Below are 23364 nucleotides of genomic sequence, written 5' to 3'. Positions count from 1 at the left end.
ACGCCGTGTGGAACGGCTGGAAAATCTTAAGCCCTGGGCTCATAAAAGGAGCTTCGGGAGCGTGTGATGATCAGGATTCTTCTGGCCGAGGACGATACGGTGATGCGCGAATATCTGACGCGCGCGCTGGAGAGGTCCGGCTATCAGGTGTCGGCCGTGGACCGCGGCACCGCGGCGCTTCCGCTGCTCGAGAGCGAGCGGTTCGACCTGTTGCTCACCGACATCGTCATGCCGGAGATGGACGGCATCGAGCTCGCGCAGAAGGCGGCTGACATCGCACCGGACACGCGCGTCATGTTCATCACCGGTTTCGCGGCAGTGACGCTGAAGGCAGGCAAGACGATGCCGCAGGCGCGCGTGCTGTCCAAGCCCTTCCACCTGCGCGACCTGGTGCTGGAGGTCGACCGCATGTTCGAGGTGGGAAACGCGAGCGGATCGATTTAATCGAAGGAAAGCGGCTTGCGCGGGCGCATAGCGCCCGCTAAAGGCCGCGCCTCTCGGGCGTGTAGCTCAGTGGTAGAGCACTGTGTTGACATCGCAGGGGTCGCAAGTTCAATCCTTGCCACGCCCACCATCAAAAAGCCCGCCAAGTCTGACTTGGCGGGCTTTTTCGTTGTGGCGCGCCGGTATGGCGCGCCTATAGCTCGGGCATGTTCGTCGCTGTCTATTGGTGGCGGGTCCATCCCGGCAAGGAAGAGCAGTTCCGGAGCGCCTGGCGGCGCGGCACGGAGCTGATCCGAGAGCGCTACGGCAGCTATGGCTCGCGCCTGCACCGGACATCGGACGGGCGTTTCGTCGGCTATGCCGAATGGCCGGACGAGGCGACCTGGCGCGCCGCCTTCGAGCAGAAAATGGTCTACGACGAGCCCGAGACTCGCGCCGCCTTCGTCGATGCCGTCGCCGAGACGCCGGCCGGCAACGCTCCGGTGTTCACCATGACCGTCACCGACGATCTGCTACCGACGGCGCCCTTTCGACTCGACGGGCGGCTGGCGCTGGTGACCGGCGCCGGCCGCGGGCTGGGCCTGAAGATCGCCCGAGGGCTCGCGCAGGCCGGAGCGCGGGTGATCCTGCACGGGCGTGACCGAGCCCGGCTGGAAGCGGCGGCGGACGGGATAGCGGGCGCCGCAATCTTCGCGGCCGATCTCGACGATGAGGCGGGCCTGGCCGCAGGGGTGAAGGCGCTGGTGGAGCGCCACGGGCGTATCGACATATTGGTCAACAATGCCGGCAGCCGGGATCGCGGCCCGATCGAGAGCCTGGACCGTGCCGCTTTACGCAACCTGCTCGAGACCAATCTCGTCGCGCCGTTCGATCTGGTCCGGCTGCTGGCGCCGCAGATGACCGCCGGCGGCCGGATCATCAACGTCACCTCGATCGCCGGCCCGATCGCCCGTGCGGGCGACGCCGGCTATACCGCGGCCAAGGGCGGGCTCGCCGCGCTCACCCGCGCGCTCGCGGCCGAGCTGGGTCCGCGCGGGATCACCGTCAACGCCGTGGCGCCGGGCTATTTCGCGACGGAGGCCAATCAGCCGATGGCGGATGATGCGGCGATCACCGAATATCTCGGGCGACGCACCTCCCTCGGCCGCTGGGGCAGCCCCGGCGAGATCGCGGGCGCGGTCGTCTTCCTGGCTTCAGCCCAGGCGTCCTACATCACCGGCGAGGTGATCGCGGTGGACGGCGGCTATCTCGCGCACTTTTGACACCCAGAGCTCACGCTATCCGGATGCAATGGCATCGTGCTCCTGCGAAAGCAGGGGCCTTGGATCAGCGGGCGTGTCGCTTGTGGCCAGAGCTCCTGCCTGCGCAGGAGCACGGCATGGTTTCAATTGGGCGATTCGTTCAGTCTATCGGCCGGTGCGACGCGCCTTCGCTTCGTCGGCCGAAGCGATCTGGGCCGTGGCCTTCGCCGGACAGCGCACGATCGGGTTGGACTGGACCGGCTTGCCTGCGGGCGTGTGGACCTGCTGGACGTGGCAGCCGGCCTTGATCGCGGCGCCGAGATGCGGGTGGCGCGGTGCATCGGCGGCGGGGAGGACGACGAGCGCCGTCAGCGCTGCGCCGGCGGTGGCGAGAATGGTCATGGGAAAGCTCCTTGCGACGAAAGGGTTTGTCGACCGGAGCTAGGGAGGTCGATTTTCCTGCCCTTGGCGCTATTGTGAAGAAATGTTGCTGGCTTGCTGCATCGCGGCACCGCCGTTGACGGACGGGGCGGCCCACCATACCTCCCGCCCCTCGGACTGACATGACTGCACCGACCATCCTCCTCGTCGAAGACGATCCGCCGCTCCGCACCCTCACCGCGCGCGCGCTGCAGGAGAACGGCTATACCGTCCGCCCCGCCGGCTCCGCGCCGGAGATGTGGCGCGCGTTCGAGGCAGGGCCGGTCGACCTGGTGCTGCTCGACATCATGCTGCCGGGCACCAGCGGCATCGACCTGTGCCGCGCGATCCGCCGCGACAGCGACGTGCCGATCATCTTCGTCTCGGCCAAGGGCAGCGAGACCGACCGCGTCGTCGGGCTGGAACTCGGCGCCGACGATTATCTCGCCAAGCCGTTCGGCACGCGCGAGCTGGTCGCGCGGGTGCGCGCGGTGCTACGGCGCCAGTCGGGCAACGGTACTGGCGACACGGCCAAGCGCGACCGGGGCGAGCTCCATTTCGACGGCTGGACGATCCACCTTCCGCGGCGCGAGCTCCACTCGCCGACCGGCGCAATCGTCGAGCTGACCGGCGCCGAGTTCGACCTGCTCGTCGCGCTGTGCGACAACGCCCAGCGCGTGATCGCGCGCGAGCGGCTGATCGAGCTGTCGCGCACCCGGCTCGGCGACAGCTCGGACCGCAGCGTCGACGTGCTGGTCAGCCGCCTGCGCCGCAAGCTCTCGGGCGCGGGCAAGGCGGCGCCGATCATCACCGTGCGCGGGATCGGCTACATGCTCAACGTCCCCGTGGAGCGCCGTTGAAGGTCATTCCCCGCCTGCCGCTCGGCATCATCGGGCGCATCTTCGCGATCCTGCTGCTGGCGCTGCTGGTCGAATATGGCGCGACCACCTTCCTCTACGAGCGTGCCAGCCGCTACTCGATCCGCGACGACGAGGCCAACCGGCTCGCCGAGCATCTCGTCATCGCGCGCAAGCTGCTCGAGGAGCAGCCGGCCGAGCATCGCAGCGGGCTGGCGGGCGAGCTCACCACCTCGCGCTATCTCGTCCGCTGGAAGGATCATCTGCCGCCGACGCCCAGGGTCGCGCCCAGGCTCGACCGGATGCACAAGCAGATCATCGCGTGGGAGCCGGACCTGGCGCGGCGCGACCTGCGCATCCGGCTGACCTCGCCGGGGCGCAACGCCTATATCAGCGGCACGCTGCGGCTCGACGACGGGACCTGGCTCTATTTCCAGACGCTCGAGCCGCTGCACCAGATCGATTTCGCGGTCGGGCGGGTACTGCTCGCGCTCACCCCGGCGATCGCGCTGATCGTGATCGGCGGGCTGCTGGTGCGGCAGGTGCTGCGGCCGCTGCGCCGCCTAGCGGAGGTCGCCGACCAGGTCGGCCACGGCGAGGAGGTCGAGCGCGTGCCGGAAGCGGGCCCGGGCGAGGTGCGGCGGGTGATCACCGCCTTCAACGAGATGCAGGACCGCATCCATCGCCTGATCCAGGACCGTACCGAGGCGCTCGCCGCGGTCGGCCACGATTTCCGCACGCCGCTCTCGCGGCTGCGCCTGCGCGCCGACGCGGTCAGGGACGACGGGCTGCGCGAGGCAATCGAGCAGGATCTCGCCGAGATGGAGGACATGGTGTCCTCGCTGCTCGCCTATCTGGGCGGGGACGGAGACAGCGAGCCGGCGGTCTCGACCGACCTCGCCGTGATGTGCTCGACAATCGTCAGCGACGCCGCGGACCAGAGCCGGCCGGCGACCTACGCCGGCCCGGACCATTGCGAACTCACCCTGCGCCCGCTCGGGATCAAGCGCGCGATCGTCAACCTGGTCGAGAACGCGCTCCACTATGGCGGCAACGCACGCGTGTCGCTGGTCGATCGCGGGCATGAGGTGGCGGTTCGCGTCGACGACGACGGCCCCGGCATCCCGGAGGAGGCGCGCCAGCGGGTGCTCCAGCCCTTCGTCCGGCTCGACCGCGCACGGTCACGCGATACCTCGGGCTTCGGGCTCGGCCTGCCGATCGTGGTGCGCGCGGTCGATGCCGAGGGTGGGGCTTTCTCGCTCACCAATCGGCCCGAGGGCGGGCTGACCGCCGAGATCGTGCTGCCGCGCCGCTGAAGCGCTTCGGCGGCGCCCCTCGCCGACGGCAATAATTCCTTACGAAACTGCTGCGCTGCGGCAAGAGACGGACCTTACTTCCTCGGCTCTGTTGATCGAGGAGTGTGCACCGTGAACGAACTGATCGGACGTGTCTTCGACTTCGAGAAGCGGGTGTTCCCGAGCCAGGGCGACCTCTATTCGAAGCTCGCGACGCAGGGGCAGAGCCCCAAGGCGCTGATGATCTCCTGCGCCGACAGCCGCGTGGCGCCCGAGCATCTCATGCAGGCGCAGCCCGGCGACATCTTCGTGTGCCGCAACGCCGGCAACATCGTGCCGCCCTTCGCCACCCAGAACGGCGGCGTGTCCTCGACCGTCGAATATGCGGTGGCGGCGCTCGGCGTGCGCGACATCATCGTCTGCGGCCATTCGGACTGCGGCGCGATGAAAGCGCTGATCAATCCCGAGATGCTGAAAGGCATGCCCAACGTCGCCGCCTGGCTGCGCCACAGCCATGCCGCCGAGAGCGTCGTTCGCCAGGGCTATCCCGAGCTCGAGAACGGCGAGGCGGTGCGTGCCGCCAGCCTGGAGAACGTCGTCGTCCAGCTCGCGCACCTCAGGACCCATCCGTCGGTCGCCGCCGGCATCGCTCGCGGCGAGATCGCGCTGCACGGCTGGTTCGCCGATATCCATGCCGGCGTGATGCTCGGCCTCGACGGCGAGACCGGCCGGTTCGTGCCGATGCGCGACGATCGCCCGCTGCCGGTCGCGCTGCCGGCGGCCCGGCGGACCGCGAGCGACGTCACCTATGTCCTGGAGGCGGCGGAATGAGTATCGCCTCGCTCCTGTCGCGCGGCAATGTGACGCGCGACTTCACGGCGTCGATCGTCGTGTTCCTGGTGGCGATGCCGCTGTGCATGGGCATCGCCATCGCGTCCGGCGTGCCGCCCGAGAAGGGCCTGATCACCGGCATCATCGGCGGCATCATCGTCGGCGCGCTCGCCGGCTCGCCGCTGCAGGTGAGCGGTCCCGCCGCGGGCCTTGCCGTCATCATCTTCGAGTTGGTCCGTGACCAAGGGCTGTCGGCGTTGGGGCCGATCCTGGTGCTCGCCGGCATCATCCAGTTCGTCGCCGGCGTGCTGCGCGTCGGCGGCTGGTTCCGCGCGGTCTCGCCCGCGGTGGTGCACGGCATGCTCGCCGGCATCGGCGTGCTGATCGTCGCCGGTCAGTTCCACGTCCTGTTCGACGCGAAGCCGCTGCCGAGCGGCCTCCAGAACCTCGCCGCCATGCCGGGCCGCCTGCTCGGCCTGTCGCCGACCAGCCTGGAGGGGACCGAGCTCGCCGCGATCATCGCGCTCGTCACCATCGCCGTGATGCTGGGGTGGGAGAAGCTCCGTCCGGCGAGCATGAAGCTCGTGCCCGGAGCGTTGATGGGCGTGGTCGCGGGCACGTTGCTCGCCTGGGGCTTCGGGCTCAGCGTCGCGCGGGTGACCGTGCCCGAATCGATCGCCGGCGCGATCACGCTGCCGGGGCCGGACATGTTCGCGCGCTGGCTCGACCCGAGTCTCATCGCTGCGGCGGTCGCGATCGCGTTCATTGCCAGCGCCGAGACCCTGCTGTCGGCGGCGGCGGTCGACCGGATGCACGATGGTGTGCGGACCAACTACAACAAGGAACTGCGCGCGCAGGGTGTGGGCAACCTGCTCTGCGGTCTCGCCGGGGCGCTCCCGATGACGGGCGTGATCGTGCGAAGCTCCGCCAACGTCCAGGCGGGCGCGCAGACCCGGCTGTCGACGATGCTGCACGGCGTCTGGATCCTCGGCTTCGTCGCGCTGCTGCCGTGGCTGCTGCGCGAGATCCCGATGGCGGCGCTCGGCGCAGTGCTGGTGGTGACCGGCTGGCGGCTGGTCAATTTCGGCCATGCCAAGCACCTGCTCAAGCACTACGGCATGCTGCCGGCGGCGATCTGGGCGATCACGCTGGTCACGGTGGTGGCGGAGGACCTGCTCACCGGCGTGCTGGTCGGCATCGGCCTGTCGCTGATCGAGCTGCTGCCGCACTGGCGCCGCCTCGGCCTCAAGCTCGATCACGAGCATGGCGAGGAGGAGAGCGCGATCCGGCTGGCGGGCACGGCCTCGTTCCTGGCGGTGCCCAAGCTCACCAGCACGCTCGACGCGGTGCCGCAGGGCCGTCCGGTGCGGTTCGACGTCAGCGACCTCGCGGCGGTCGACCACACCTCGGCGGAGATCATCCGCGAGTGGGTCAACCGCCGCCGCGCGGCCGGGGCGCCGGTGCACCTCACCGGCACGCCCGAGCTGACGGAGCGGCTGGCGGCTTAGGACGGATCGACATTTGGGGAAGTGGTCGACATCTCAACCCGCCTCATCGTCACCCCGGACGTGTTCCGGTGGACGCCGGAACACGTCCGGGTGACGGTTGGGCTATGGAAGACCTGCAACCCCAATGTCGATCGGCCCTAGACCGACCGACGTTCAGATGTCGGCCGTTCCTGCTGCAGCTCGGCGGCCATATCGCCCGGGCCTGCGATCGCGACGGCGGACGATCCCAGCCAGCGCGCCATCAGCTCGAGCTCGTCCATCAGTTGCCGCGCGGTCTCGTGGGGCGCGCCGGGCTCGCGATGCGCGTTCTGGACGATGAGAAGGCCGGCCTGACGGTCGGCCTTCAAGTCCACGCGCGCGACGATCCGGTCGCCGAGCAGGAAGGGCAGGACATAATAGCCATGCACCCGTTTGTCGGCGGGCGTGTAGATTTCGATGCGGTAGCGGAGGCCGAACAGCCGTTCGGTGCGGGCGCGTTCCCAGATCAGCGGGTCGAACGGCGCCAGCAGCCGCCCGCCTGCGATCCGGCGCGGGACTTTCGCATCCTTGTGGAGATAGGCCTGCTGCGGCCAGCCGCGCACCCGCACCGGCAGAAGCGTCCCGTCCTCCACCAGCTCCGCGATCCTCGGGAGGGCGTCGTTCGGCTTCTGCCGGAAATAGTCGCGCAGGTCGGCAGCGGTCGCGATGCCGAGCGCGGCGGCCGCCCGGGCAAGCAACGCGCGATGGGCATCGGGTTCGTCGGGCGTGGGCTGCGCCAGCACCGAGGCGGGAATGACGCGTTCGGGCAGGTCATAGACGCGCTCGAAGCTGCCGCGCCGCGTCGCAGTGGTGATCTGCCCTGACCAGAACAGCCATTCCAGCGCCTGCTTGGTGTCGCTCCAGCCCCACCAGCCGCCCTTGCCGCGCGTCTCCGCGATGTCCGATGCGGCCAATGGTCCCTCGGCGGCGATCCGGCCCAGCAGTGCCTCCGCCTCGCCGCGCTTTTCGTGGGCGAAGGACCTGAGCCCGCCCCAGATATTCTCGCCGCGCGCGGCGCGCGCCATTCGCCAGCGCAGCAGCGGATGCAGCTCGAGCGGCAGCAGCGAAGCCTCGTGCGCCCAATATTCGAACAATCGCCGTGGCTTGCCCCATGCCGCCTTGTCGAGCAGGTCGCGCGAATAGGCGCCGAGCCGCGAGAACAGCGGCAGATAGTGCGCGCGGGCGAGCACGTTGACGCTGTCGATCTGATGGAGCTGGAGCCGCGCGATCACCCGCGCCAGATGGGCCGCACCGATCGCGCCGACGGGACGCGATCGGCCGAAACCCTGGGCGGCGAGCGCGATCCGGCGTGCCTCGGCAGGAGAGAAAACCTCCTTCAGGACTGCCCCGCTGCGTCGGACATGTCCATGAAGTTGCGCGCCGCCTCGCGATCGGCCTCGTCCTTGAAGACGAGATCGAGATCGGGCGCCGACCCCAGCATGTAGAGCAGCGCCCAGAGCGCGAACCGACGGTCGCGATCAGTCTCCAGCCCCAGATCGACCTTCATCCGCTCCAGCCCCGCCGCGAGGGCGCCGGGCGCGAGCGCGGCGAGGTCGGCCGTTCCGAAATAGCGCAGGAGCTGGTCGTCGAGCCGCATTGGACTGTTATGTGATCGGGGCGCTGGCGGATCAACTCGTTGAGTGCGGCCAGCGGCTACTGCGGCTGGTGGAGGACCTAGCCCGCTGCGATCAACTCGCGCGGGGCGAGAGGCGGTTTCGGCATAGACGATCAATATCCGGCGAAGCGCCCCATGCTCGCGCATCAGATCCTCGACCGCTTGCCGGGCTGGTGCGGTTCCTGATTCCGACAGGAAGCGAGACCGCCCACCGCGATCATGCCTCCGATCAGGCCGGTCGCCATCAGCCGGCGCCGATCGATCGGCGATTCAGGCATGTTCCGCCCGCCGAGCGGCCTCGTTCCGGCGCAGCAGAGCGATCACCTCCTCGTCCTCGAGCTGGTGGAAATCCCGGTAGAACTGGCCGACCGCGATGAAATGAGCCGGCTCGGTCACGGCGATCACCTCGATGCCGTCGTCGCGCAGCTCTCGCGCAGTCTCCGGCGAGATCACCGGGACGGCGAGGATCAGCCGACCGGCACCGCTGCGCCGCAGTGCCGCCAGCGCGGCGCGGACGCTGGTGCCGGTCGCGACCCCATCGTCGACGACGAGGATCGTGCGTCCGGCCACCTCCGATGGAGCCCGGTCGCCGCTATAGAGCGCGCGCCGGCGCTCGATCTCGGCGAGCTCGCGGTCACGTTCGCGCTCGATATAGGCTTCGTCGACCGGAAGTTGCGTCAGCACCTCCTCGTTGCGGACCATCTGGGGATGGGCGCCGTCGACCACCGCCGCGATCGCGAACTCGGGTTGGGACGGAAAGCCGATCTTGCGCACGAACAGCACATCCATCTCCGCGTCGAGCGCGGATGCGACCTCGACCGCCACCGGAACCCCGCCGCGCGGCAGGGCGAGCACCAGCGGTCGTTCCGGCTTCATCGGGGCGAGCTTGGCGGCAAGCAGCCGCCCGGCTTCGGTGCGGTCGGCGAAATCGTTCATGGCGCGCTCCCGAGATTCCGGACGAACCAGTCGCGTGCGAGCAGGATCACCTGGTCGAGCGTACCCGATTCCTCGAACAGATGGTCGGCGCGTGAGACGATCGCGCGGATCGATTCGGGGACGATGGTGGAGGCGACCAGTCCCATGTCCGGCCGCGGCAATGCCAGATCGCCGCGAAGCCCATAGGGTTGGATTTCGACATCCTTCGTCATCGCGCGCGATGCCATCGCTTCCGCCTCCCGATGATCCGGGCGATTCAACGGATGGGGGGCATGGAGGCTCCGCCTCCTTCGGTAACGCGGGCCGGCTCCGGCCCATTCGGCGATGGGCCGTTGCCGGGAGGGAATGCGGCATGACCTCGGTGGTTGGCCCGTCAGCGGTGGGAGCGGCGCGCGGGAGGGATGTCGTGAACGATGCCGACACGAAGATGCGGCTCAAACGCAGGCAGGACCAGCACCTCCAGGACAATCTTGGGCATCGGCCAGTCCAAGGGCGCCTTCGCGATGGTCGGGAGGCTGGAGGATGCCGAAGGCGACAACACGATCGAGGGTGATGTCGAGAATGATCCCGGACCGCAGGGTCAGGTGAACCCCGATCGGGTCGGCGCACCAACGAGTGATTGAGCAATATTTCGTCACAATCCAGCAAGCAATCGGAACGGCAACACCGTTACGCAAGGCTGCATCGGGTCCGATCGACCACCGTCCCTCCCGAGAAGGTCGACGGGTCCCGATGCAGGCGGGAACCTCACACCAACATCCTTGATAAGGATCGGCGATGAAGTTCCACACCAAGACGGCCGCCATCGTGGCGGCGTTGACGATTGCCACATCCGCTGCCGCCCAGGATACCGATCCGCCCAAGCCGATCACCGTCACCGGCAGCGCGGCGATCGTTTCCGACTATCGCTTCCGCGGCGTCTCCCAGAGTGACGAGGAGATCGCGGTGCAGGCCGGGGTCACCGTCTCCCACGAAAGCGGCCTCTATGCCGGCCTCTGGGGTTCCAACCTCGCCGGCTGGGGCACGTTCGGCGGCTCCAACACGGAGCTCGACCTGATCGGCGGCTTCAAGACCCCGATCGGCGGCGGCGCGACGCTCGACGTCGGCCTCACCTGGTACATGTACCCCGGCGGCGCCAGCAAGACCGACTTCGCCGAGCCTTACGTCAAGGTCAGCGGCACGCTCGGCCCGGTCAACGCGCTGGTCGGCGTCGCCTATGCGCCCAAGCAGCAGGCGCTCGGCCGCTGGTATTACAGCGGCGCCGATGCGTCGGCCGGCGTCTACAACGATCCGGGCGACAAGGAGGACAATCTCTATCTGTGGGGCGACGTCAGCTCGGGCGTGCCGGGGACGCCGTTCACGCTGAAGGGGCACCTCGGCTATTCGGACGGCAACCCCGGGCTCGGCCCCAACGGCACCAGCGTGGCGCCGACGGGGAAATATCTCGACTGGCTGCTGGGCGTCGATGCCGTCGTCGGCCCGCTGACCTTGGGCGTCGCCTATGTCGACACCGACATCAGCAAGAGCGAGTCGGCCTATCTGCTGCCGAACTTCAGCTCGACCAAGGACGGCAGCTCGATCGCTTCGTCGCAGGTGGTGTTCTCGGTCAGCGCTGCCTTTTGACCGGGCGGATGAGCGGGCGGTCTGCGGTCCCCGGACCTCGCTCATCCGAAGCGATAGGGGACGACCGCGCGGGCATCGGGATCGATGTCGAGCGCGGTGCCGGCGGGCGGGAAGGCCCGCTGGTCGCAGCCCGGGCGCGGGCAGATGCGGCAGGAGATGCCGATCGGGGTCGGCGGCTGGCTCTCCAGGCCGTCGGCGTAGATGAAGTCGGCCGCATCGCTCTCCTCGCAGCCGAGCGCGACCGCGTAGCGGCGCGGCGCGCGCGTGTAGCTGCCCGAGGGCTTCACCAGCCCCTTGGCCATCGAGACGTAGCGGGTGCCGTCGGGCATTTCGGCGCGCTGGACGAGGATGCGGTCGGGGATCGCCACCGCCTCGTGCACCACCCACAAGGGGCAAGCGCCGCCGAAGCGCGCGAACTGCAGCCGCGTCGCCGAATGGCGCTTGGTGATGTTGCCGGCCATGTCGACGCGCAGGAAGAACATCGGGATGCCCGCCGCGCCCGGCCGCTGGAGCGTCGAGAGGCGGTGGCACGCCTGCTCGAAGCTGACCCCGAACGCCTGACGCAGCCGGTCGACGTCGTGGCGGAGTGCGCGGGCGGCGTCGCGGAAGGCGGTATAGGGCATCAGCAGCGCGCCCGCGGCATAGTTGGCGAGCCCGACCGCGAGCAGCTGGCGCGACGCTTCGAAGCGCAGACCCGAGCCGGCGATGGTCTCCGCGATCGCCTCGCGCATCTCGAGCTGGGCGAGCTGGTGGGCGATCAGAAAGGCAGCGCTTTCCGGCGGCAGCGCGCGGTCGATGGCGAGGCGGCGGTCGGCGGGATCGTAGCGGCGGAGTTCCGTCCCGCCGGTGTCGGTCGTCTCCACCGCGACGCCATGCACGCCCTCAAGCCGTGCGATCAGGTCGCGTCCGCTCTCGTCGGCAAGTGCCTCGGCCTGGCGGTCGAGCGAGTCGATGTAATTGCCCTGGGTATGGAACCAGTCGCGCACTTCCTCCCAGGGCAGGCGGCTGGTCTCGCCCGCACCGGCCTCGACGGTGTCGTCGAGCAGCCGGAGCTGCTCCTGCGAGCGGCGATAGGCGGCGTGGATCGCCACCATCCGCCGCGCGAGCTCTGGCTGCTGCTCGGCGGCACGACGGAGCATGTCTTCGCCCAGCCGGGCGTCGGCGATGCCGGGATCGTCGGCGGCGGCGGCCGCGGCGACCAGCAGCGCCTCGTCGATGCCGGTCAGCGCGCCCCACTGGTCGGGATAGGCGCGGGCGAGCGCCAGCATCACCGGCGGTGTCAGCGGCCGGTCGTTGGTCTCGATCTGCGAGAGATAGGGCACCGAGATGCCGAGCTCCGCCGCTACCTCGGCCTGGTTGACGCCGAGTCGGGCGCGCAGGCGGCGCACCTCATGTCCGGCGAACAGGCGGCGGCGGGGACCAGGCATCTCACCAGCTTACTTTGCAAATAGAGCTCCGACAACTTTGCAACATTGCATTTGCCAGCCGCTTGCCGCCTTGAAAGAGGGGACAATCGCCGCGGATTTGGGAGAGGCCATGTCGTCGACCATCGAGGAGCTCGAGCGCCGCCGCGCCGCCGCGCGGCTGGGCGGGGGCGAGAAGCGGATCGCGGCGCAGCACGCCAAGGGCAAGCTCACCGCACGCGAACGGCTCGAGGTGCTGCTCGACGAGGGCAGCTTCGAGGAATACGACATGTTCGTCGAGCACAACGCCGTCGACTTCGGCATGGCGGAGCAGGTGGTGCCCGGCGACGGCGTCGTCACCGGATCGGGCACGATCAACGGCCGCCTGGTGTTCGTGTTCAGCCAGGATTTCACCGTGTTCGGCGGCTCGCTCTCCGAACGGCACGCGCAGAAGATCTGCAAGGTCATGGACATGGCGATGAAGGTCGGCGCGCCCGTGATCGGCCTCAACGATTCCGGCGGCGCCCGTATCCAGGAGGGCGTCGCCTCGCTCGGCGGCTATGCCGAGGTTTTTCAGCGTAACGTGCTGGCATCCGGGGTCGTCCCCCAGGTGTCGCTCATCATGGGTCCCTGTGCCGGCGGTGCCGTGTACAGTCCCGCGATGACGGACTTCATCTTCATGGTGAAGGACAGCAGTTACATGTTCGTCACCGGCCCGGATGTAGTGAAGACCGTTACCAACGAGATCGTCACGCAGGAGGAACTGGGTGGAGCGGTGACGCATACCACGAAGTCGGGGGTCGCCGATGTGGCCTTCGACAACGACATCGAGGCGCTGCTCGCGGCCCGCGACTTCGTGGACTTTTTGCCGGCCTCGAACCGCGAGGCCCCGCCCGAGCGGCCGACCGACGATCCCTGGGACCGGATCGACGAGAGTCTCGACACCTTGGTGCCGCCGTCGGCCAACCAGCCCTACGACATGCACGAGTTGATCCGGAAGGTGGTCGACGAGGGCGACTTCTTCGAGCTGCAGCCGGCGCATGCGGGCAACATCATCACCGGCTTCGGCCGGATCGAGGGGCGGACGGTCGGCGTGGTCGCCAACCAGCCGATGGTGCTGGCCGGGGTGCTCGACATCGCCTCGTCGAAGAAGGCGGCGCGGTTCGTGCGCTTCTGCGACGCGTTCGAGATCCCGATCGTGACCTTCGTCGACGTGCCCGGCTTCCTGCCGGGCGTGGCGCAGGAGCTGGGCGGCATCATCAAGCACGGCGCCAAGCTGCTCTACGCCTATGCCGAGGCGACGGTGCCGAAGGTCACGGTGATCACGCGCAAGGCCTATGGCGGGGCATACGACGTGATGGCGTCCAAGCACCTGCGCGGCGACCTCAACTATGCTTGGCCGACCGCCGAGATCGCGGTGATGGGCGCAAAGGGGGCGGTGGAGATCATCTTCCGCGGCAGGACGCCCGAGGAGATCGCCGAGCGCACCGCGGAATATGAGGCGCGCTTCGCCAACCCGTTCGTGGCGGCGTCGAAGGGTTTCATCGACGAGGTGATCATGCCGCATTCCACGCGGCGCCGGATCGCGCTGGGGCTACGGAAGCTCAGGGGCAAGCAGCTCGAGAATCCGTGGAAGAAGCATGACAATATTCCGCTGTGACGGCCCTGCCGTCATCCCGGCGGAGGCCGGGATCGCCTGCCGCAGGCGTTCGGTTTCGATCGTGAGCGATCCCGGCCTTCGCCGGGATGACGGGTTGAAATTCGGCGGTCTCGATCGGAGCGGTATATGAGCGAATGGTTCGCGGCCTTGGTTGCGCTTGCAATGACATGGGTGCTTTCGAGCTATCTTTGGCGAACGCTGAAGAGCGGTGAAGCCGTCGGGTTGTTCTTCGACTTCGGACGCTCGCGCGAACCGGTGCAGTATTGGATGTTCTCGACCCTGCTCATGATCGTCACCGCGGGCCAAATTTGGCTATTCTTCAAACGGCTGGGAGAGGTCCTTTCATGATCCTCGGCCGCCTCAACCATGTCGGCGTCGCCACGCCGTCGATCGCGGGCAGCATCGCCTTCTACCGCGACGTCATGGGCGCGACCCGGATCGGTGAGCCCTTCGACCTGCCCACGCAGGGGGTGAAGGTGTGCTTCGTCGACACGCCCAACACCCAGATCGAGCTGATCGAGGCCTTGGGAGAAACCTCCCCGATCCGCGCGTTCCTGGAGAAGAACCCGGCCGGCGGGCAGCATCACCTGTGCTACGAGGTGCCCGACATCCACGAGGCCAAGGCCTGGTTCGAGGCCAAGGGCGCGAAGGTGCTGGGCGAGCCGCGCATCGGCGCGCACGGGACGCCGATCTTCTTCGTGCATCCCAGGGACATGGGCGGGGTGCTGACCGAGATCATGGAGAGCCCGCGTGGTGAGCATTGAGCATTTTTCCCTCTCCCCTTGTGGGAGAGGGAGGGAGCGACGCAGTCGCGGAAGGGTGAGGGGGCTGTGTCTTGATACGTCCCCCTCATCCTTCCCGCTGATTGCATCGGCGGGCCGCTTCCTTCTCCCACAAGGGGAGAAGGAGAATGGCTGACAAACCCACTCCCGCCGACTGGCAGGCGCTCGCCGACAAGGAGGTGAAGGGCCGCGACCTCGTCTGGCACACGCCGGAGGGGATCGCCGTCAAGCCGCTCTACACCGCCGAGGACACCGCCAGCCTCGACCCCGGCCTCCCCGGCTTCGCGCCCTTCACCCGCGGCGTGCGCGCGTCGATGTACGCGGGCCGGCCGTGGACGATCCGGCAATACGCCGGCTTCTCCACCGCCGAGGAATCCAACGCCTTCTACCGCCGCAACCTCGCCGCCGGGCAGAAGGGGCTGTCGGTCGCCTTCGACCTCGCCACCCACCGCGGCTACGACAGCGACCACCCGCGCGTGGTCGGCGACGTCGGCAAGGCGGGGGTGGCGATCGACACTGTCGAGGACATGAAGATCCTGTTCGACGGCATCCCGCTCGGCGAGATGTCCGTCTCGATGACGATGAACGGCGCGGTGATCCCGATCCTCGCCTTCTTCATCGTCGCCGGCGAGGAGCAGGGCGTGCCGCAGGCGAAGCTGGACGGCACGATCCAGAACGACATCCTCAAGGAGTTCATGGTCCGCAACACCTACATCTATCCGCCGGCGCCGAGCATGCGGATCGTGTCGGACATCATCGCCTACACCTCGGCCCACATGCCGAAGTTCAACTCGATTTCGATCTCCGGCTATCACATGCAGGAGGCGGGGGCGACGCAGGTGCAGGAGCTCGCCTTCACCATCGCCGACGGCAAGGAATATGCAAAGGCGGCGATGGCGGCGGGGCTCGACATCGACGCCTTCGCCGGGCGGCTCAGCTTCTTCTTCGCGATCGGCATGAACTTCTTCATGGAGGTGGCGAAGCTGCGCGCGGCGCGAACGCTGTGGCACCGCGTGATGACCGACCTGGGTGCCAGGGACGAACGCTCGAAGATGCTGCGGACGCATTGCCAGACGTCGGGGGTGTCGCTGCAGGAGCAGGACCCCTACAACAACGTCATCCGCACCACGATCGAGGCGATGGCGGCGGTGCTCGGCGGCACCCAGAGCCTCCACACCAACGCCCTCGACGAGGCGATCGCGCTGCCGACCGACTTCTCCGCGCGCATCGCCCGCAACACCCAGCTGGTGATCCAGGAGGAGAGCGGGATCACCAAGGTCGTCGATCCGCTGGGCGGCTCCTATTACGTCGAGGCGCTGACCAACGAACTGGTCGAGCGCGCCTCCGAGATCATCGCGCGCGTCGATGCCGAGGGCGGCATGGCCCGCGCGGTCGCGGCGGGCTGGCCCAAGGCGATGATCGAGGAAGCCGCCGCCGCCCGCCAGGCGCGGATCGACCGCGGCGAGGAAGTGATCGTCGGCGTCAACAAATACCGCCCTCCGCAAGACGAGGAGATCGAGATCCTCGCGATCGACAACCATGCGGTGCGCGAGGCCCAGATCGCCCGCATCGCCAAGGTCCGCGCCGCGCGCGACGAGGTGGCGTGCCAGGCGGCGCTCGGCCGGCTGCGAGAAGGGGCGAGCCGCTCTCCACAACCGTTCGTGCCGAGCGAAGTCGAGGCACGAGAACCGGAGGATATGTCCCTCGACTACGCTCGGGACGAACGGGGGATGAGGGATAATCTCCTCGCGCTCGCGGTCGAAGCGGCGCGGGCCCGCGCGACGCTCGGCGAGATCAGTGCGGCGATGGAGGCGGGCTTCGGCCGCTACGAGACGGTGCCGACGCCGGTCTCCGGCATCTACCGCGAGGCGTGGCGCGACGACGCGCGCTGGAGCCGCCTCACCGACGGCGTTGGCGCGACCGAGCGCCGGCTCGGCCGCAAGCCCCGGATGCTGGTCGCCAAGATGGGGCAGGACGGGCACGACCGCGGCGCCAACCTCGTGTCGTCGATGTTCGGCGACCTGGGGTTCGAGGTGGTGCCGGGCCCGCTGTTCCAGACGCCCGACGAGGCGGCCAAGCTGGCGATCGAAAAGGGCGTCGACGTGGTCGGCGCCTCCAGCCTAGCCGCCGGGCACCTGACGCTGATCCCGGAGCTGATCGGCCATCTCAAGGACGCCGGCCGCGCCGACATCAAGGTGGTGGCGGGTGGCGTTATCCCGCAGCAGGACTATCAGGCGCTCCGCGACGCGGGCGTGCAGGCGATCTTCGGTCCCGGCACCAACCTGATCGCCGCCGCCGAGGAGGTGCTGCGCCTGCTTGGCCACAACTGGGCACCAGAGAGCGAGGCTGCTGAATGAGTTCCACCGCCAGTGCCCCGGCGAAGGCCGGGGCCCAGTTCCACGACGTCGCAACTGGGCCCCGGCCTGCGCCGGGGCACGTCGAGAATTGGTCCCGCGCCGAGATCGCGGCGCTGTTCGACCTGCCCTTCACCGAGCTGGTGTTCCGCGCCGCCGAGGTCCACCGCGCGCACCACCGGGCCGGCGAGGTGCAGCTCTCCACGCTGCTGTCGATCAAGACCGGCGGCTGCCCGGAGGATTGCGGCTATTGCTCGCAATCCGCCCATGCCGACACCGGGCTCAAAGCGACCAAGCTGATGGACGTGCAGGCGGTGCTGCAGGCGGCGGCGCAGGCCAAGGACCATGGCTCGACGCGCTTCTGCATGGGCGCGGCGTGGCGCAACCCCAAGGACAAGGACATCCCCAAGCTCGCCGAGATGGTGAAGGCCGTCCGCGCGATGGGAATGGAGACCTGCATGACGCTCGGCATGCTGACGCCGGCCCAGGCGGAGGCGCTCGCCGAAGCGGGGCTCGACTATTACAACCACAATATCGACACCTCGCCCGAGCGCTACGGCGAGGTCATCACCACCCGCAGCTTCGCCGACCGGCTCGACACGCTGGAGAACGTCCGGCAGGCGGGCATCAACGTCTGCTGCGGCGGCATCGTCGGCATGGGCGAGACGCGCGAGGACCGCGTCGGCTTCATCCACGCACTGGCGACCTTGCCCGAGCCGCCCGAGAGCGTGCCGGTCAACGCGCTGGTGCCGGTCAAGGGCACGGTGCTGGGCGACATGCTCGCCGACACGCCGCTCGCCAAGATCGACGACATCGAGTTCGTCCGCACCGTTGCGGTGGCACGGATCACCATGCCCAGGTCGATGGTCCGCCTCTCGGCCGGCCGCGAGAGCATGTCGGAGGCGACGCAGGCTTTGTGCTTCCTGGCGGGCGCCAATTCGATCTTCACCGGCGACAAGCTGCTCACCGCCGCCAATGCCGGCGACGACAAGGATGCGGCGATGTTCGCGAGGCTGGGATTGAAGGCGATGGCGGTGGAATGCCGGCTGGCCGAGGCGGCGGAGTGAGAAACACTCACCAGAAGCGCCGACTTGTCAGGTTCGTGCTGGCGACGGCGATCTATTGGCTAGTTGCCATCGTAATTGTCAGCATAGTTTCCATGCGGACGTGCGGATTCACGCCGGATAGCGTCGAACTGTGTGACCTGAGATCAATAAAGGCGGCCTGCGGAATGGCCGTGTTCGGTTATCTCGTGCTTCTCTTCCTGTTCATCAGGAACAAATCATCGGTGCTGCGCTGATGTTCAAGAAAATCCTGATCGCCAACCGCGGCGAGATCGCGTGCCGGGTGATGCGCACCGCCAGGCGGATGGGGATCGCCACCGTCGCGGTCTATTCCGACGCTGATGCGCGCGCGCCGCATGTGCGGATGGCGGACGAGGCAGTGCGGCTCGGCCCGGCGCCGGCGGCGGAGAGCTACCTCAAGGCCGAGCTGATCCTCGACGCCGCCAGGATCACCGGCGCCGACGCGATCCATCCGGGCTACGGCTTCCTCTCCGAGCGCGAGAGCTTCGCCCGCGCCTGCGCCGAGGCGGGGATCGCCTTCATCGGCCCGCCGCCCGAGGCGATCGCCGCAATGGGCGACAAGATCGAATCGAAGAAGCTCGCCAAGGCGGCGGGCGTCAACGTCGTCCCCGGCTTCGTCGGCGAGATCCGCGACACCGAGCACGCGGTCGAGATCGCGAACGGCATCGGCTACCCCGTGATGATGAAGGCCTCGGCCGGCGGCGGCGGCAAGGGGATGCGGCTGGCCTGGTCCGAGAAGGACGTCCGCGAGGAGTTCGAGAGCGTCCGCCGCGAAGGCCTGGCGAGCTTCGGCGACGACCGCGTGTTCATCGAGAAGTTCATCGAGCAGCCGCGCCACATCGAGATTCAGGTGCTCGGCGACCAGCATGGCACGGTCCTCTACTTGGGCGAGCGCGAATGCTCGATCCAGCGCCGCCACCAGAAGGTGGTCGAGGAAGCGCCGTCGCCCTTCGTCACGCCCGAAATGCGCAAGGCGATGGGCGAGCAGGCGGTCGCGCTGGCCCGCGCGGTGGGATACTACAGCGCCGGAACCGTCGAGCTGATCGTCTCCGGCGCCGACCCGACGGGCCAGGGCTTCTACTTCCTCGAGATGAACACCCGGCTCCAGGTGGAGCACCCGGTGACCGAGATGGTGACCGGCCTCGACCTGGTCGAGCAGATGATCCGCGTCGCGGCGGGCGAGAAGCTCGCCTTCGGCCAGGACGATGTGACGCTCACCGGCTGGGCGATCGAGAACCGCGTCTATGCCGAGGACCCGTACCGCGGCTTCCTGCCGAGCACGGGGCGCCTCGTCACGTACCGTCCGCCCTCAACCAGTGTTCCTGCGAAAGCAGGAGCGCAGGAGGCAGGCGATGCCGCTCGCGATCCAGGGCTCCTGCTTTCGCAGGAGCACGCCGTCGTCGACGCCGGCCCGTCAGGTCTGACCCGCGTCGACGACGGCGTCGCCGAGGGCGGCGAGGTCAGTATGTTCTACGACCCGATGATCGCCAAGCTGATCACCTGGGCGCCGACCCGCGACGAGGCGGCGGACCGCCAGATCGCGGCGCTCGACCAGTTCCGGATCGACGGCATCGGCCACAACATCGATTTCCTGTCCGCGATCATGCAGCACCCGCGCTTCCGCGAGGGGCGGCTGACTACAGGCTTCATCGCGGAGGAATATCCGGAAGGCTTCCACGGCGCCCCCGCGTCGGACGAGCTGCTCGGCAAGCTGGCGGCGGTAGCGGTGCTGGCCGACCTCGACCGCACCGATCAGGCAAGCCGCATCTCCGGTCAGCTCGACGGCCGCGTCGTCACCGATACGGCGCGGGTGGTGCTGATCGGCGACCGGCGGTTCGACGTCACCGTCGACGGCCATGAAGGCGGGCTGCTGGTCAACCTCGAGGCCGATAAGCCGCCGCTCGACGTGGTCCATCGCTGGCAACCCGGACAGCCGCTGTTCGCCTGCACCGTCGACGGCGCGCCCTTCAACGTCGGCATCGCGCGCGAGAGGGCGGCGTGGCGGCTCACCGCCCACGGCGCCGGCCACAGGGTCCGCGTCTACCGCCCGCATGTCGCCGCGCTCGCGGCGCACATGATCGAGAAGGTACCCCCCGACACCTCCAAACTCCTGCTCGCGCCGATGCCCGGCCTGCTCACCCGGCTCGACGTCGCGGCGGGCGACAAGGTCGAGGCCGGCCAGCCGCTGGCGGTGGTCGAGGCGATGAAGATGGAGAATATCCTGCGCGCCGAGAAGGCGGGCACGGTCAAGGCGGTCAACTTCGCGCCCGGCGACAGTCTGGTGGTCGACGCGGCGATCATCGAGTTCGAGTAGCCTTCAGGCCGCGCGCACCTCGGCGAGGAACAGCTCGACCTCGCCCGACATCGCGCGTGCGGCATCCTGCAGCCGGCCGGCGAAGCCTGCCATCTCGCGCGCCGAATCCGCCGCGGCGCGGGCGCTGCCGCCGATCGCCTCGACATCGTCGCGGATGCCGTGCGATGCCTCGACCGCCTCGTCGACGTTGCGCGCGATCGTGCGCGTCGCCGCCTCCTGCGCGCCGACCGCCGATTCGATGTCAGTCGACAGCGCCGCGATCGCGCCGATCGCATCCTCGATCCCTGCATGGCCGCCCACCACCTCGGCGATCGCCTGGCGGATGCTGTCGACATGGGCGGTGATCGTGCGCGCGGCGTTGCCGGTCTGGGTCGAGAGCTGCTTGATCTCGTTGGCGACGACGGTGAAGCCGCGCCCCGCCTCGCCGGCACGCGCCGCCTCGATCGTCGCGTTGAGCGCGAGCAGGTTCACCTTGGCGGCGATCTCCGTGATCAGCGCGATCGCCGAATCGATTGATGCCGCGGCCCCGCTGAGGCCGGCGGCACGGCGGCTGCCGGCGGCGACCAGCTCGACCGCGCGGATGGCGGAGCCTCTCGCCTCGACCGTGCCCGTGCCGATCAGCGTCAGCGTCCGGGCAAGCTCGCGCCCGCGTGCGGCGATCTCGCCCATGTTGCTGCCGGTCTGGACCGCGGCGGCGGCGACCGCGGCGGCGCGCTCCTCGGTCAGCCCGGCGCGGTCGGCGGTATCCTCGGAATTGGCCTCGACCTGCCGCGCGAGCGTGCCGAGGTCGGCGGCGAGATTGGCGACCTGGCGTTCGAAGCTCGCGATCGCCGCCTCGATCCGCTGCGCCCGCTCGATCCGCGCGCGATTGGCGGCCAGCCGGCGCTCGCCGTCGAGCTGCACCAGCCGCCGGTTGGCGAGCGTCGCATAGAGCCGCCCGTGCTGCGTCAGGATCATCCCGTCGACCGCACCCGAAGCGCGATAGCGTTCGAGCAACACCTCCAGCCCCAGACCGACCTCGCCGATCGGGCAGGGGCGGACATGCGCGGCGAGGCGCTGGCCATAGGCGGGATTGCGCATCAGCGCATGGCCGTAAGGATTGAGCAGCAGCTGGCGCACGTCGCGCTCGTGCACCGCGCCGATCGGCCGCTCCTCGTCGTCGAGCACCGGCAGCAGACGGATGTCGAGACGGGTACGGAATGCCTCGACCGCTTCCATCAGCGTGGCGTCGGGACGGATCGCGAGCGGGCGCGTCTCCGCTTCGGTGAGCCAGCTCGGGCGAGGGGCGGTGACGGGCGACATCGGTCGTTCCGCTAGCGGTTCGGTGGTAAATCGCACGTTAGGATTTGGTGACGGTTCGATGACAGCAGCGGATTTTTTCACATCCCGCTGACAGCCGGGTTCGGCTGTGCCAAGAGCAATAAAATTACGCGAACGAGTCGGCGCCAAGCCGCGCCGCAAGAGAGGACAGGATGCGGATCATCGACCATCATATCGTCGGCCACACGGGCGGCGCGGGCGCGGCGCGGGAGGGCGACGTGTTCGACCCCAACACCGGCCAGGTCCAGGCGAAGGTGCGCCTCGGCACCGCGGCCGAGCTCGACACGGCCGTGGCCGCAGCGCTTGCCGCGCAGCCCGGCTGGGCCGCGACCAATCCGCAGCGCCGCGCGCGCGTCATGTTCCGCTTCAAGGAGCTGGTCGAGGCGAACATGGACGCGCTCGCCCACACGCTCTCGTCCGAGCACGGCAAGGTGATCGCCGATGCGAAGGGCGACATCCAGCGCGGGCTCGAGGTGATCGAGTTCGCCTGCGGCATCCCCCATGCGCTGAAGGGCGAGTACACCCAGGGCGCCGGCCCCGGCATCGACGTCTATTCGATGCGTTTGCCCGTAGGGATCGGCGCGGGGATCACCCCGTTCAACTTCCCGGCGATGATCCCGATGTGGATGTTCGGGGTGGCGATCGCCTGCGGCAACGCCTTCATCCTGAAGCCCTCGGAGCGCGATCCCTCGGTGCCGGTCCGCCTCGCCGAGCTGATGCGCGAGGCCGGGCTGCCGGAGGGCATCCTCCAGGTCGTCCACGGCGACAAGGAGATGGTCGACGCGATCCTCGATCATCCCGCGATCGGCGCCGTGAGCTTCGTCGGCTCGTCCGACATCGCGCATTACGTCTACCAGCGCGGCGTCGCGGCGGGGAAGCGCGTGCAGGCGATGGGCGGCGCCAAGAACCACGGCATCGTCATGCCCGACGCCGATCTCGACCAGGTGGTGTCGGACCTCTCCGGCGCCGCGTTCGGCTCGGCGGGCGAGCGCTGCATGGCGCTGCCGGTGGTGGTGCCGGTCGGCGACAAGACGGCGCAAGCGCTGCGCGACAAGCTCATCCCCGCGATCGAGAAGCTGCGCGTCGGCGTCTCGACCGATGCCGAGGCGCACTACGGCCCGGTGGTCAACGCCGCGCACAGGAAGCGCGTCGAGGACTGGATCCAGACCGGCGTCGAAGAGGGCGCCGAGCTGGTGGTCGACGGCCGCGGCTTCACGCTGCAGGGGCACGAAGAGGGCTTCTTCATCGGCCCGTCGCTGTTCGACCGGGTGACGCCCGAGATGCGCTCCTATCAGGAAGAGATCTTCGGCCCGGTCCTCCAGATCGTCCGCGCGCCCGACTTCGAGACCGCGCTGCGCCTCCCCAGCGAGCACCAGTACGGCAACGGCGTCGCCATCTTCACCCGCAACGGCCACGCCGCCCGCGAGTTCGCGGCGCGGGTCAACGTCGGCATGGTCGGCATCAACGTGCCGATCCCGGTGCCGGTCGCCTATCATACCTTCGGCGGGTGGAAGCGCTCCGCGTTCGGCGACGTCAACCAGCACGGGCCGGAGGGCGTGCGCTTCTGGACCAAGGTCAAGACCGTCACCCAGCGCTGGCCCGACGGCTCCGTCACCGGCGAGAACGCCTTCGTCATCCCGACGATGGGGTGAGTCAGC

The 23364-nt window shown here is 68.8% G+C and carries 22 protein-coding genes, 1 tRNA gene and 1 pseudogene; 17 read left to right on the top strand and 7 right to left on the bottom strand.

Annotated features, from left to right (window positions below):
- The first annotated feature begins 66 nt into the window (after window positions 1-66).
- The 4 genes and pseudogenes from cpdR to AC2YHA_RS15895 all read left to right on the top strand — a co-directional run bounded on the left by cpdR (window position 67) and on the right by AC2YHA_RS15895 (window position 1706).
- Window positions 67-444, top strand: a complete 378-nt coding sequence (gene cpdR, locus AC2YHA_RS15910) for a cell cycle two-component system response regulator CpdR (RefSeq protein WP_233783981.1) — start codon at window positions 67-69, stop codon at window positions 442-444.
- A 55-nt stretch (window positions 445-499) separates the two neighbouring features.
- A tRNA-Val gene (locus AC2YHA_RS15905) sits at window positions 500-574 on the top strand.
- 76 nt (window positions 575-650) lie between these two features.
- Window positions 651-959, top strand: a pseudogene (locus tag AC2YHA_RS15900) (antibiotic biosynthesis monooxygenase family protein); the annotation flags it as partial.
- Window positions 936-1706 carry an SDR family oxidoreductase gene (locus tag AC2YHA_RS15895; protein ID WP_487402530.1) on the top strand — a complete coding sequence of 257 codons (771 nt, stop codon included), beginning with the start codon at window positions 936-938 and terminating at the stop codon, window positions 1704-1706. The pseudogene AC2YHA_RS15900 and the gene AC2YHA_RS15895, both read left to right, overlap by 24 nt.
- Before the next feature lie 144 nt (window positions 1707-1850).
- Here the strand turns inward: AC2YHA_RS15895 and AC2YHA_RS15890 are convergent, their stop codons facing one another.
- Window positions 1851-2087, bottom strand: a complete 237-nt coding sequence (locus AC2YHA_RS15890) for a hypothetical protein (protein WP_487402388.1) — start codon at window positions 2085-2087, stop codon at window positions 1851-1853.
- Between the two features lie 161 nt (window positions 2088-2248).
- Between AC2YHA_RS15890 and AC2YHA_RS15885 the strand changes: the two genes are divergently transcribed.
- The 4 genes from AC2YHA_RS15885 to AC2YHA_RS15870 all read left to right on the top strand — a co-directional run bounded on the left by AC2YHA_RS15885 (window position 2249) and on the right by AC2YHA_RS15870 (window position 6596).
- Entirely contained in the window at window positions 2249-2965 is a 717-nt protein-coding gene (locus AC2YHA_RS15885; protein ID WP_487402387.1) for a response regulator transcription factor, read from the top strand.
- A complete protein-coding gene (locus tag AC2YHA_RS15880; RefSeq protein WP_487402386.1) occupies window positions 2962-4278 on the top strand; it encodes an ATP-binding protein in 1317 nt (438 codons plus the stop codon). The genes AC2YHA_RS15885 and AC2YHA_RS15880 overlap by 4 nt, the downstream gene beginning before the upstream one ends.
- Window positions 4279-4389: 111 nt before the next feature.
- A complete protein-coding gene (locus tag AC2YHA_RS15875) occupies window positions 4390-5088 on the top strand; it encodes a carbonic anhydrase (protein ID WP_233783978.1) in 699 nt (232 codons plus the stop codon).
- Window positions 5085-6596, top strand: coding sequence for a SulP family inorganic anion transporter (locus tag AC2YHA_RS15870; protein WP_487402385.1), 1512 nt, complete (start codon window positions 5085-5087; stop codon window positions 6594-6596). Before AC2YHA_RS15875 ends, AC2YHA_RS15870 begins: the two co-directional genes overlap by 4 nt.
- 137 nt (window positions 6597-6733) lie before the next feature.
- Here AC2YHA_RS15870 and AC2YHA_RS15865 read toward each other — a convergent pair whose 3' ends face one another.
- From AC2YHA_RS15865 to AC2YHA_RS15850, 4 genes are all read right to left on the bottom strand, one after another.
- On the bottom strand, window positions 6734-7846 hold the full coding sequence (locus AC2YHA_RS15865) for a winged helix-turn-helix domain-containing protein (protein ID WP_487402384.1): 1113 nt from the start codon (window positions 7844-7846) through the stop codon (window positions 6734-6736).
- 104 nt (window positions 7847-7950) lie between these two features.
- Window positions 7951-8211 (bottom strand): hypothetical protein, encoded by a 261-nt coding sequence (locus AC2YHA_RS15860; RefSeq protein WP_233783975.1) that lies wholly within the window; start codon window positions 8209-8211, stop codon window positions 7951-7953.
- 288 nt (window positions 8212-8499) lie between these two features.
- Window positions 8500-9165, bottom strand: coding sequence for a phosphoribosyltransferase (locus AC2YHA_RS15855; RefSeq protein ID WP_487402383.1), 666 nt, complete (start codon window positions 9163-9165; stop codon window positions 8500-8502).
- Window positions 9162-9392: a hypothetical protein gene (locus AC2YHA_RS15850; RefSeq protein WP_487402382.1), complete on the bottom strand. Its 231-nt coding sequence runs from the start codon at window positions 9390-9392 to the stop codon at window positions 9162-9164. Before AC2YHA_RS15850 ends, AC2YHA_RS15855 begins: the two co-directional genes overlap by 4 nt.
- A 243-nt stretch (window positions 9393-9635) precedes the next feature.
- Here AC2YHA_RS15850 and AC2YHA_RS15845 point away from each other — a divergent pair, with 243 nt between their 5' ends.
- Window positions 9636-9788 carry a hypothetical protein gene (locus AC2YHA_RS15845; RefSeq protein ID WP_487402381.1) on the top strand — a complete coding sequence of 51 codons (153 nt, stop codon included), beginning with the start codon at window positions 9636-9638 and terminating at the stop codon, window positions 9786-9788.
- A 154-nt stretch (window positions 9789-9942) separates the two neighbouring features.
- Complete coding sequence (locus tag AC2YHA_RS15840) at window positions 9943-10788, top strand: TorF family putative porin (RefSeq protein WP_233783972.1); 846 nt, start codon at window positions 9943-9945, stop codon at window positions 10786-10788.
- 41 nt (window positions 10789-10829) lie between these two features.
- Here AC2YHA_RS15840 and AC2YHA_RS15835 read toward each other — a convergent pair whose 3' ends face one another.
- On the bottom strand, window positions 10830-12215 hold the full coding sequence (locus tag AC2YHA_RS15835; protein ID WP_487402380.1) for a helix-turn-helix domain-containing protein: 1386 nt from the start codon (window positions 12213-12215) through the stop codon (window positions 10830-10832).
- 109 nt (window positions 12216-12324) lie between these two features.
- Between AC2YHA_RS15835 and AC2YHA_RS15830 the strand changes: the two genes are divergently transcribed.
- The 6 genes from AC2YHA_RS15830 (at window position 12325) to AC2YHA_RS15805 (ending at window position 20386) form a co-directional block, all read left to right on the top strand.
- Complete coding sequence (locus AC2YHA_RS15830) at window positions 12325-13851, top strand: acyl-CoA carboxylase subunit beta (RefSeq protein ID WP_487402379.1); 1527 nt, start codon at window positions 12325-12327, stop codon at window positions 13849-13851.
- 126 nt (window positions 13852-13977) lie between these two features.
- On the top strand, window positions 13978-14199 hold the full coding sequence (locus tag AC2YHA_RS15825; protein WP_487402378.1) for a hypothetical protein: 222 nt from the start codon (window positions 13978-13980) through the stop codon (window positions 14197-14199).
- The gene (mce, locus tag AC2YHA_RS15820; protein WP_487402377.1) at window positions 14196-14615 is read left to right on the top strand and encodes a methylmalonyl-CoA epimerase; all 420 of its coding nucleotides are present in this window, start codon (window positions 14196-14198) and stop codon (window positions 14613-14615) included. Before AC2YHA_RS15825 ends, mce begins: the two co-directional genes overlap by 4 nt.
- Window positions 14616-14761: 146 nt before the next feature.
- Window positions 14762-16990, top strand: coding sequence for a methylmalonyl-CoA mutase (gene scpA, locus AC2YHA_RS15815; protein WP_487402376.1), 2229 nt, complete (start codon window positions 14762-14764; stop codon window positions 16988-16990).
- Window positions 16987-18054, top strand: coding sequence for a biotin synthase BioB (gene bioB / locus AC2YHA_RS15810; protein ID WP_487402375.1), 1068 nt, complete (start codon window positions 16987-16989; stop codon window positions 18052-18054). The genes scpA and bioB overlap by 4 nt, the downstream gene beginning before the upstream one ends.
- Window positions 18055-18286: 232 nt before the next feature.
- Window positions 18287-20386 (top strand): ATP-binding protein, encoded by a 2100-nt coding sequence (locus AC2YHA_RS15805; RefSeq protein ID WP_487402374.1) that lies wholly within the window; start codon window positions 18287-18289, stop codon window positions 20384-20386.
- A gap of 3 nt (window positions 20387-20389) precedes the next feature.
- On the opposite strand, the gene AC2YHA_RS15800 is transcribed toward AC2YHA_RS15805, so the two are convergent.
- Window positions 20390-21688, bottom strand: coding sequence for a methyl-accepting chemotaxis protein (locus tag AC2YHA_RS15800; protein ID WP_487402373.1), 1299 nt, complete (start codon window positions 21686-21688; stop codon window positions 20390-20392).
- A gap of 170 nt (window positions 21689-21858) precedes the next feature.
- Between AC2YHA_RS15800 and AC2YHA_RS15795 the strand changes: the two genes are divergently transcribed.
- Window positions 21859-23358, top strand: coding sequence for a CoA-acylating methylmalonate-semialdehyde dehydrogenase (locus AC2YHA_RS15795; RefSeq protein WP_487402372.1), 1500 nt, complete (start codon window positions 21859-21861; stop codon window positions 23356-23358).
- The last annotated feature ends 6 nt before the right edge of the window (window positions 23359-23364 follow it).

This window comes from Sphingomonas sp. SRI_018 (assembly GCF_057586275.1).
Note: the sequence above shows the minus strand (reverse complement) of the source record. Positions and strands in the feature narration are given on the sequence as shown.

Bases quoted from the DNA above. Each gene is read 5' to 3' on its own strand.
- cpdR (WP_233783981.1), top strand. From the start codon at position 67: ATGATCAGGATTCTTCTGGCCGAGGACGATACGGTGATGCGCGAATAT.
- AC2YHA_RS15895 (WP_487402530.1), top strand. From the start codon at position 936: ATGACCGTCACCGACGATCTGCTACCGACGGCGCCCTTTCGACTCGAC.
- AC2YHA_RS15890 (WP_487402388.1), bottom strand. From the start codon at position 2,087: ATGACCATTCTCGCCACCGCCGGCGCAGCGCTGACGGCGCTCGTCGTC.
- AC2YHA_RS15885 (WP_487402387.1), top strand. From the start codon at position 2,249: ATGACTGCACCGACCATCCTCCTCGTCGAAGACGATCCGCCGCTCCGC.
- AC2YHA_RS15870 (WP_487402385.1), top strand. From the start codon at position 5,085: ATGAGTATCGCCTCGCTCCTGTCGCGCGGCAATGTGACGCGCGACTTC.
- AC2YHA_RS15860 (WP_233783975.1), bottom strand. From the start codon at position 8,211: ATGCGGCTCGACGACCAGCTCCTGCGCTATTTCGGAACGGCCGACCTC.
- AC2YHA_RS15855 (WP_487402383.1), bottom strand. From the start codon at position 9,165: ATGAACGATTTCGCCGACCGCACCGAAGCCGGGCGGCTGCTTGCCGCC.
- AC2YHA_RS15850 (WP_487402382.1), bottom strand. From the start codon at position 9,392: ATGGCATCGCGCGCGATGACGAAGGATGTCGAAATCCAACCCTATGGG.
- AC2YHA_RS15840 (WP_233783972.1), top strand. From the start codon at position 9,943: ATGAAGTTCCACACCAAGACGGCCGCCATCGTGGCGGCGTTGACGATT.
- AC2YHA_RS15835 (WP_487402380.1), bottom strand. From the start codon at position 12,215: ATGCCTGGTCCCCGCCGCCGCCTGTTCGCCGGACATGAGGTGCGCCGC.
- AC2YHA_RS15830 (WP_487402379.1), top strand. From the start codon at position 12,325: ATGTCGTCGACCATCGAGGAGCTCGAGCGCCGCCGCGCCGCCGCGCGG.
- AC2YHA_RS15825 (WP_487402378.1), top strand. From the start codon at position 13,978: ATGAGCGAATGGTTCGCGGCCTTGGTTGCGCTTGCAATGACATGGGTG.
- mce (WP_487402377.1), top strand. From the start codon at position 14,196: ATGATCCTCGGCCGCCTCAACCATGTCGGCGTCGCCACGCCGTCGATC.
- scpA (WP_487402376.1), top strand. From the start codon at position 14,762: ATGGCTGACAAACCCACTCCCGCCGACTGGCAGGCGCTCGCCGACAAG.
- bioB (WP_487402375.1), top strand. From the start codon at position 16,987: ATGAGTTCCACCGCCAGTGCCCCGGCGAAGGCCGGGGCCCAGTTCCAC.
- AC2YHA_RS15805 (WP_487402374.1), top strand. From the start codon at position 18,287: ATGTTCAAGAAAATCCTGATCGCCAACCGCGGCGAGATCGCGTGCCGG.
- AC2YHA_RS15800 (WP_487402373.1), bottom strand. From the start codon at position 21,688: ATGTCGCCCGTCACCGCCCCTCGCCCGAGCTGGCTCACCGAAGCGGAG.
- AC2YHA_RS15795 (WP_487402372.1), top strand. From the start codon at position 21,859: ATGCGGATCATCGACCATCATATCGTCGGCCACACGGGCGGCGCGGGC.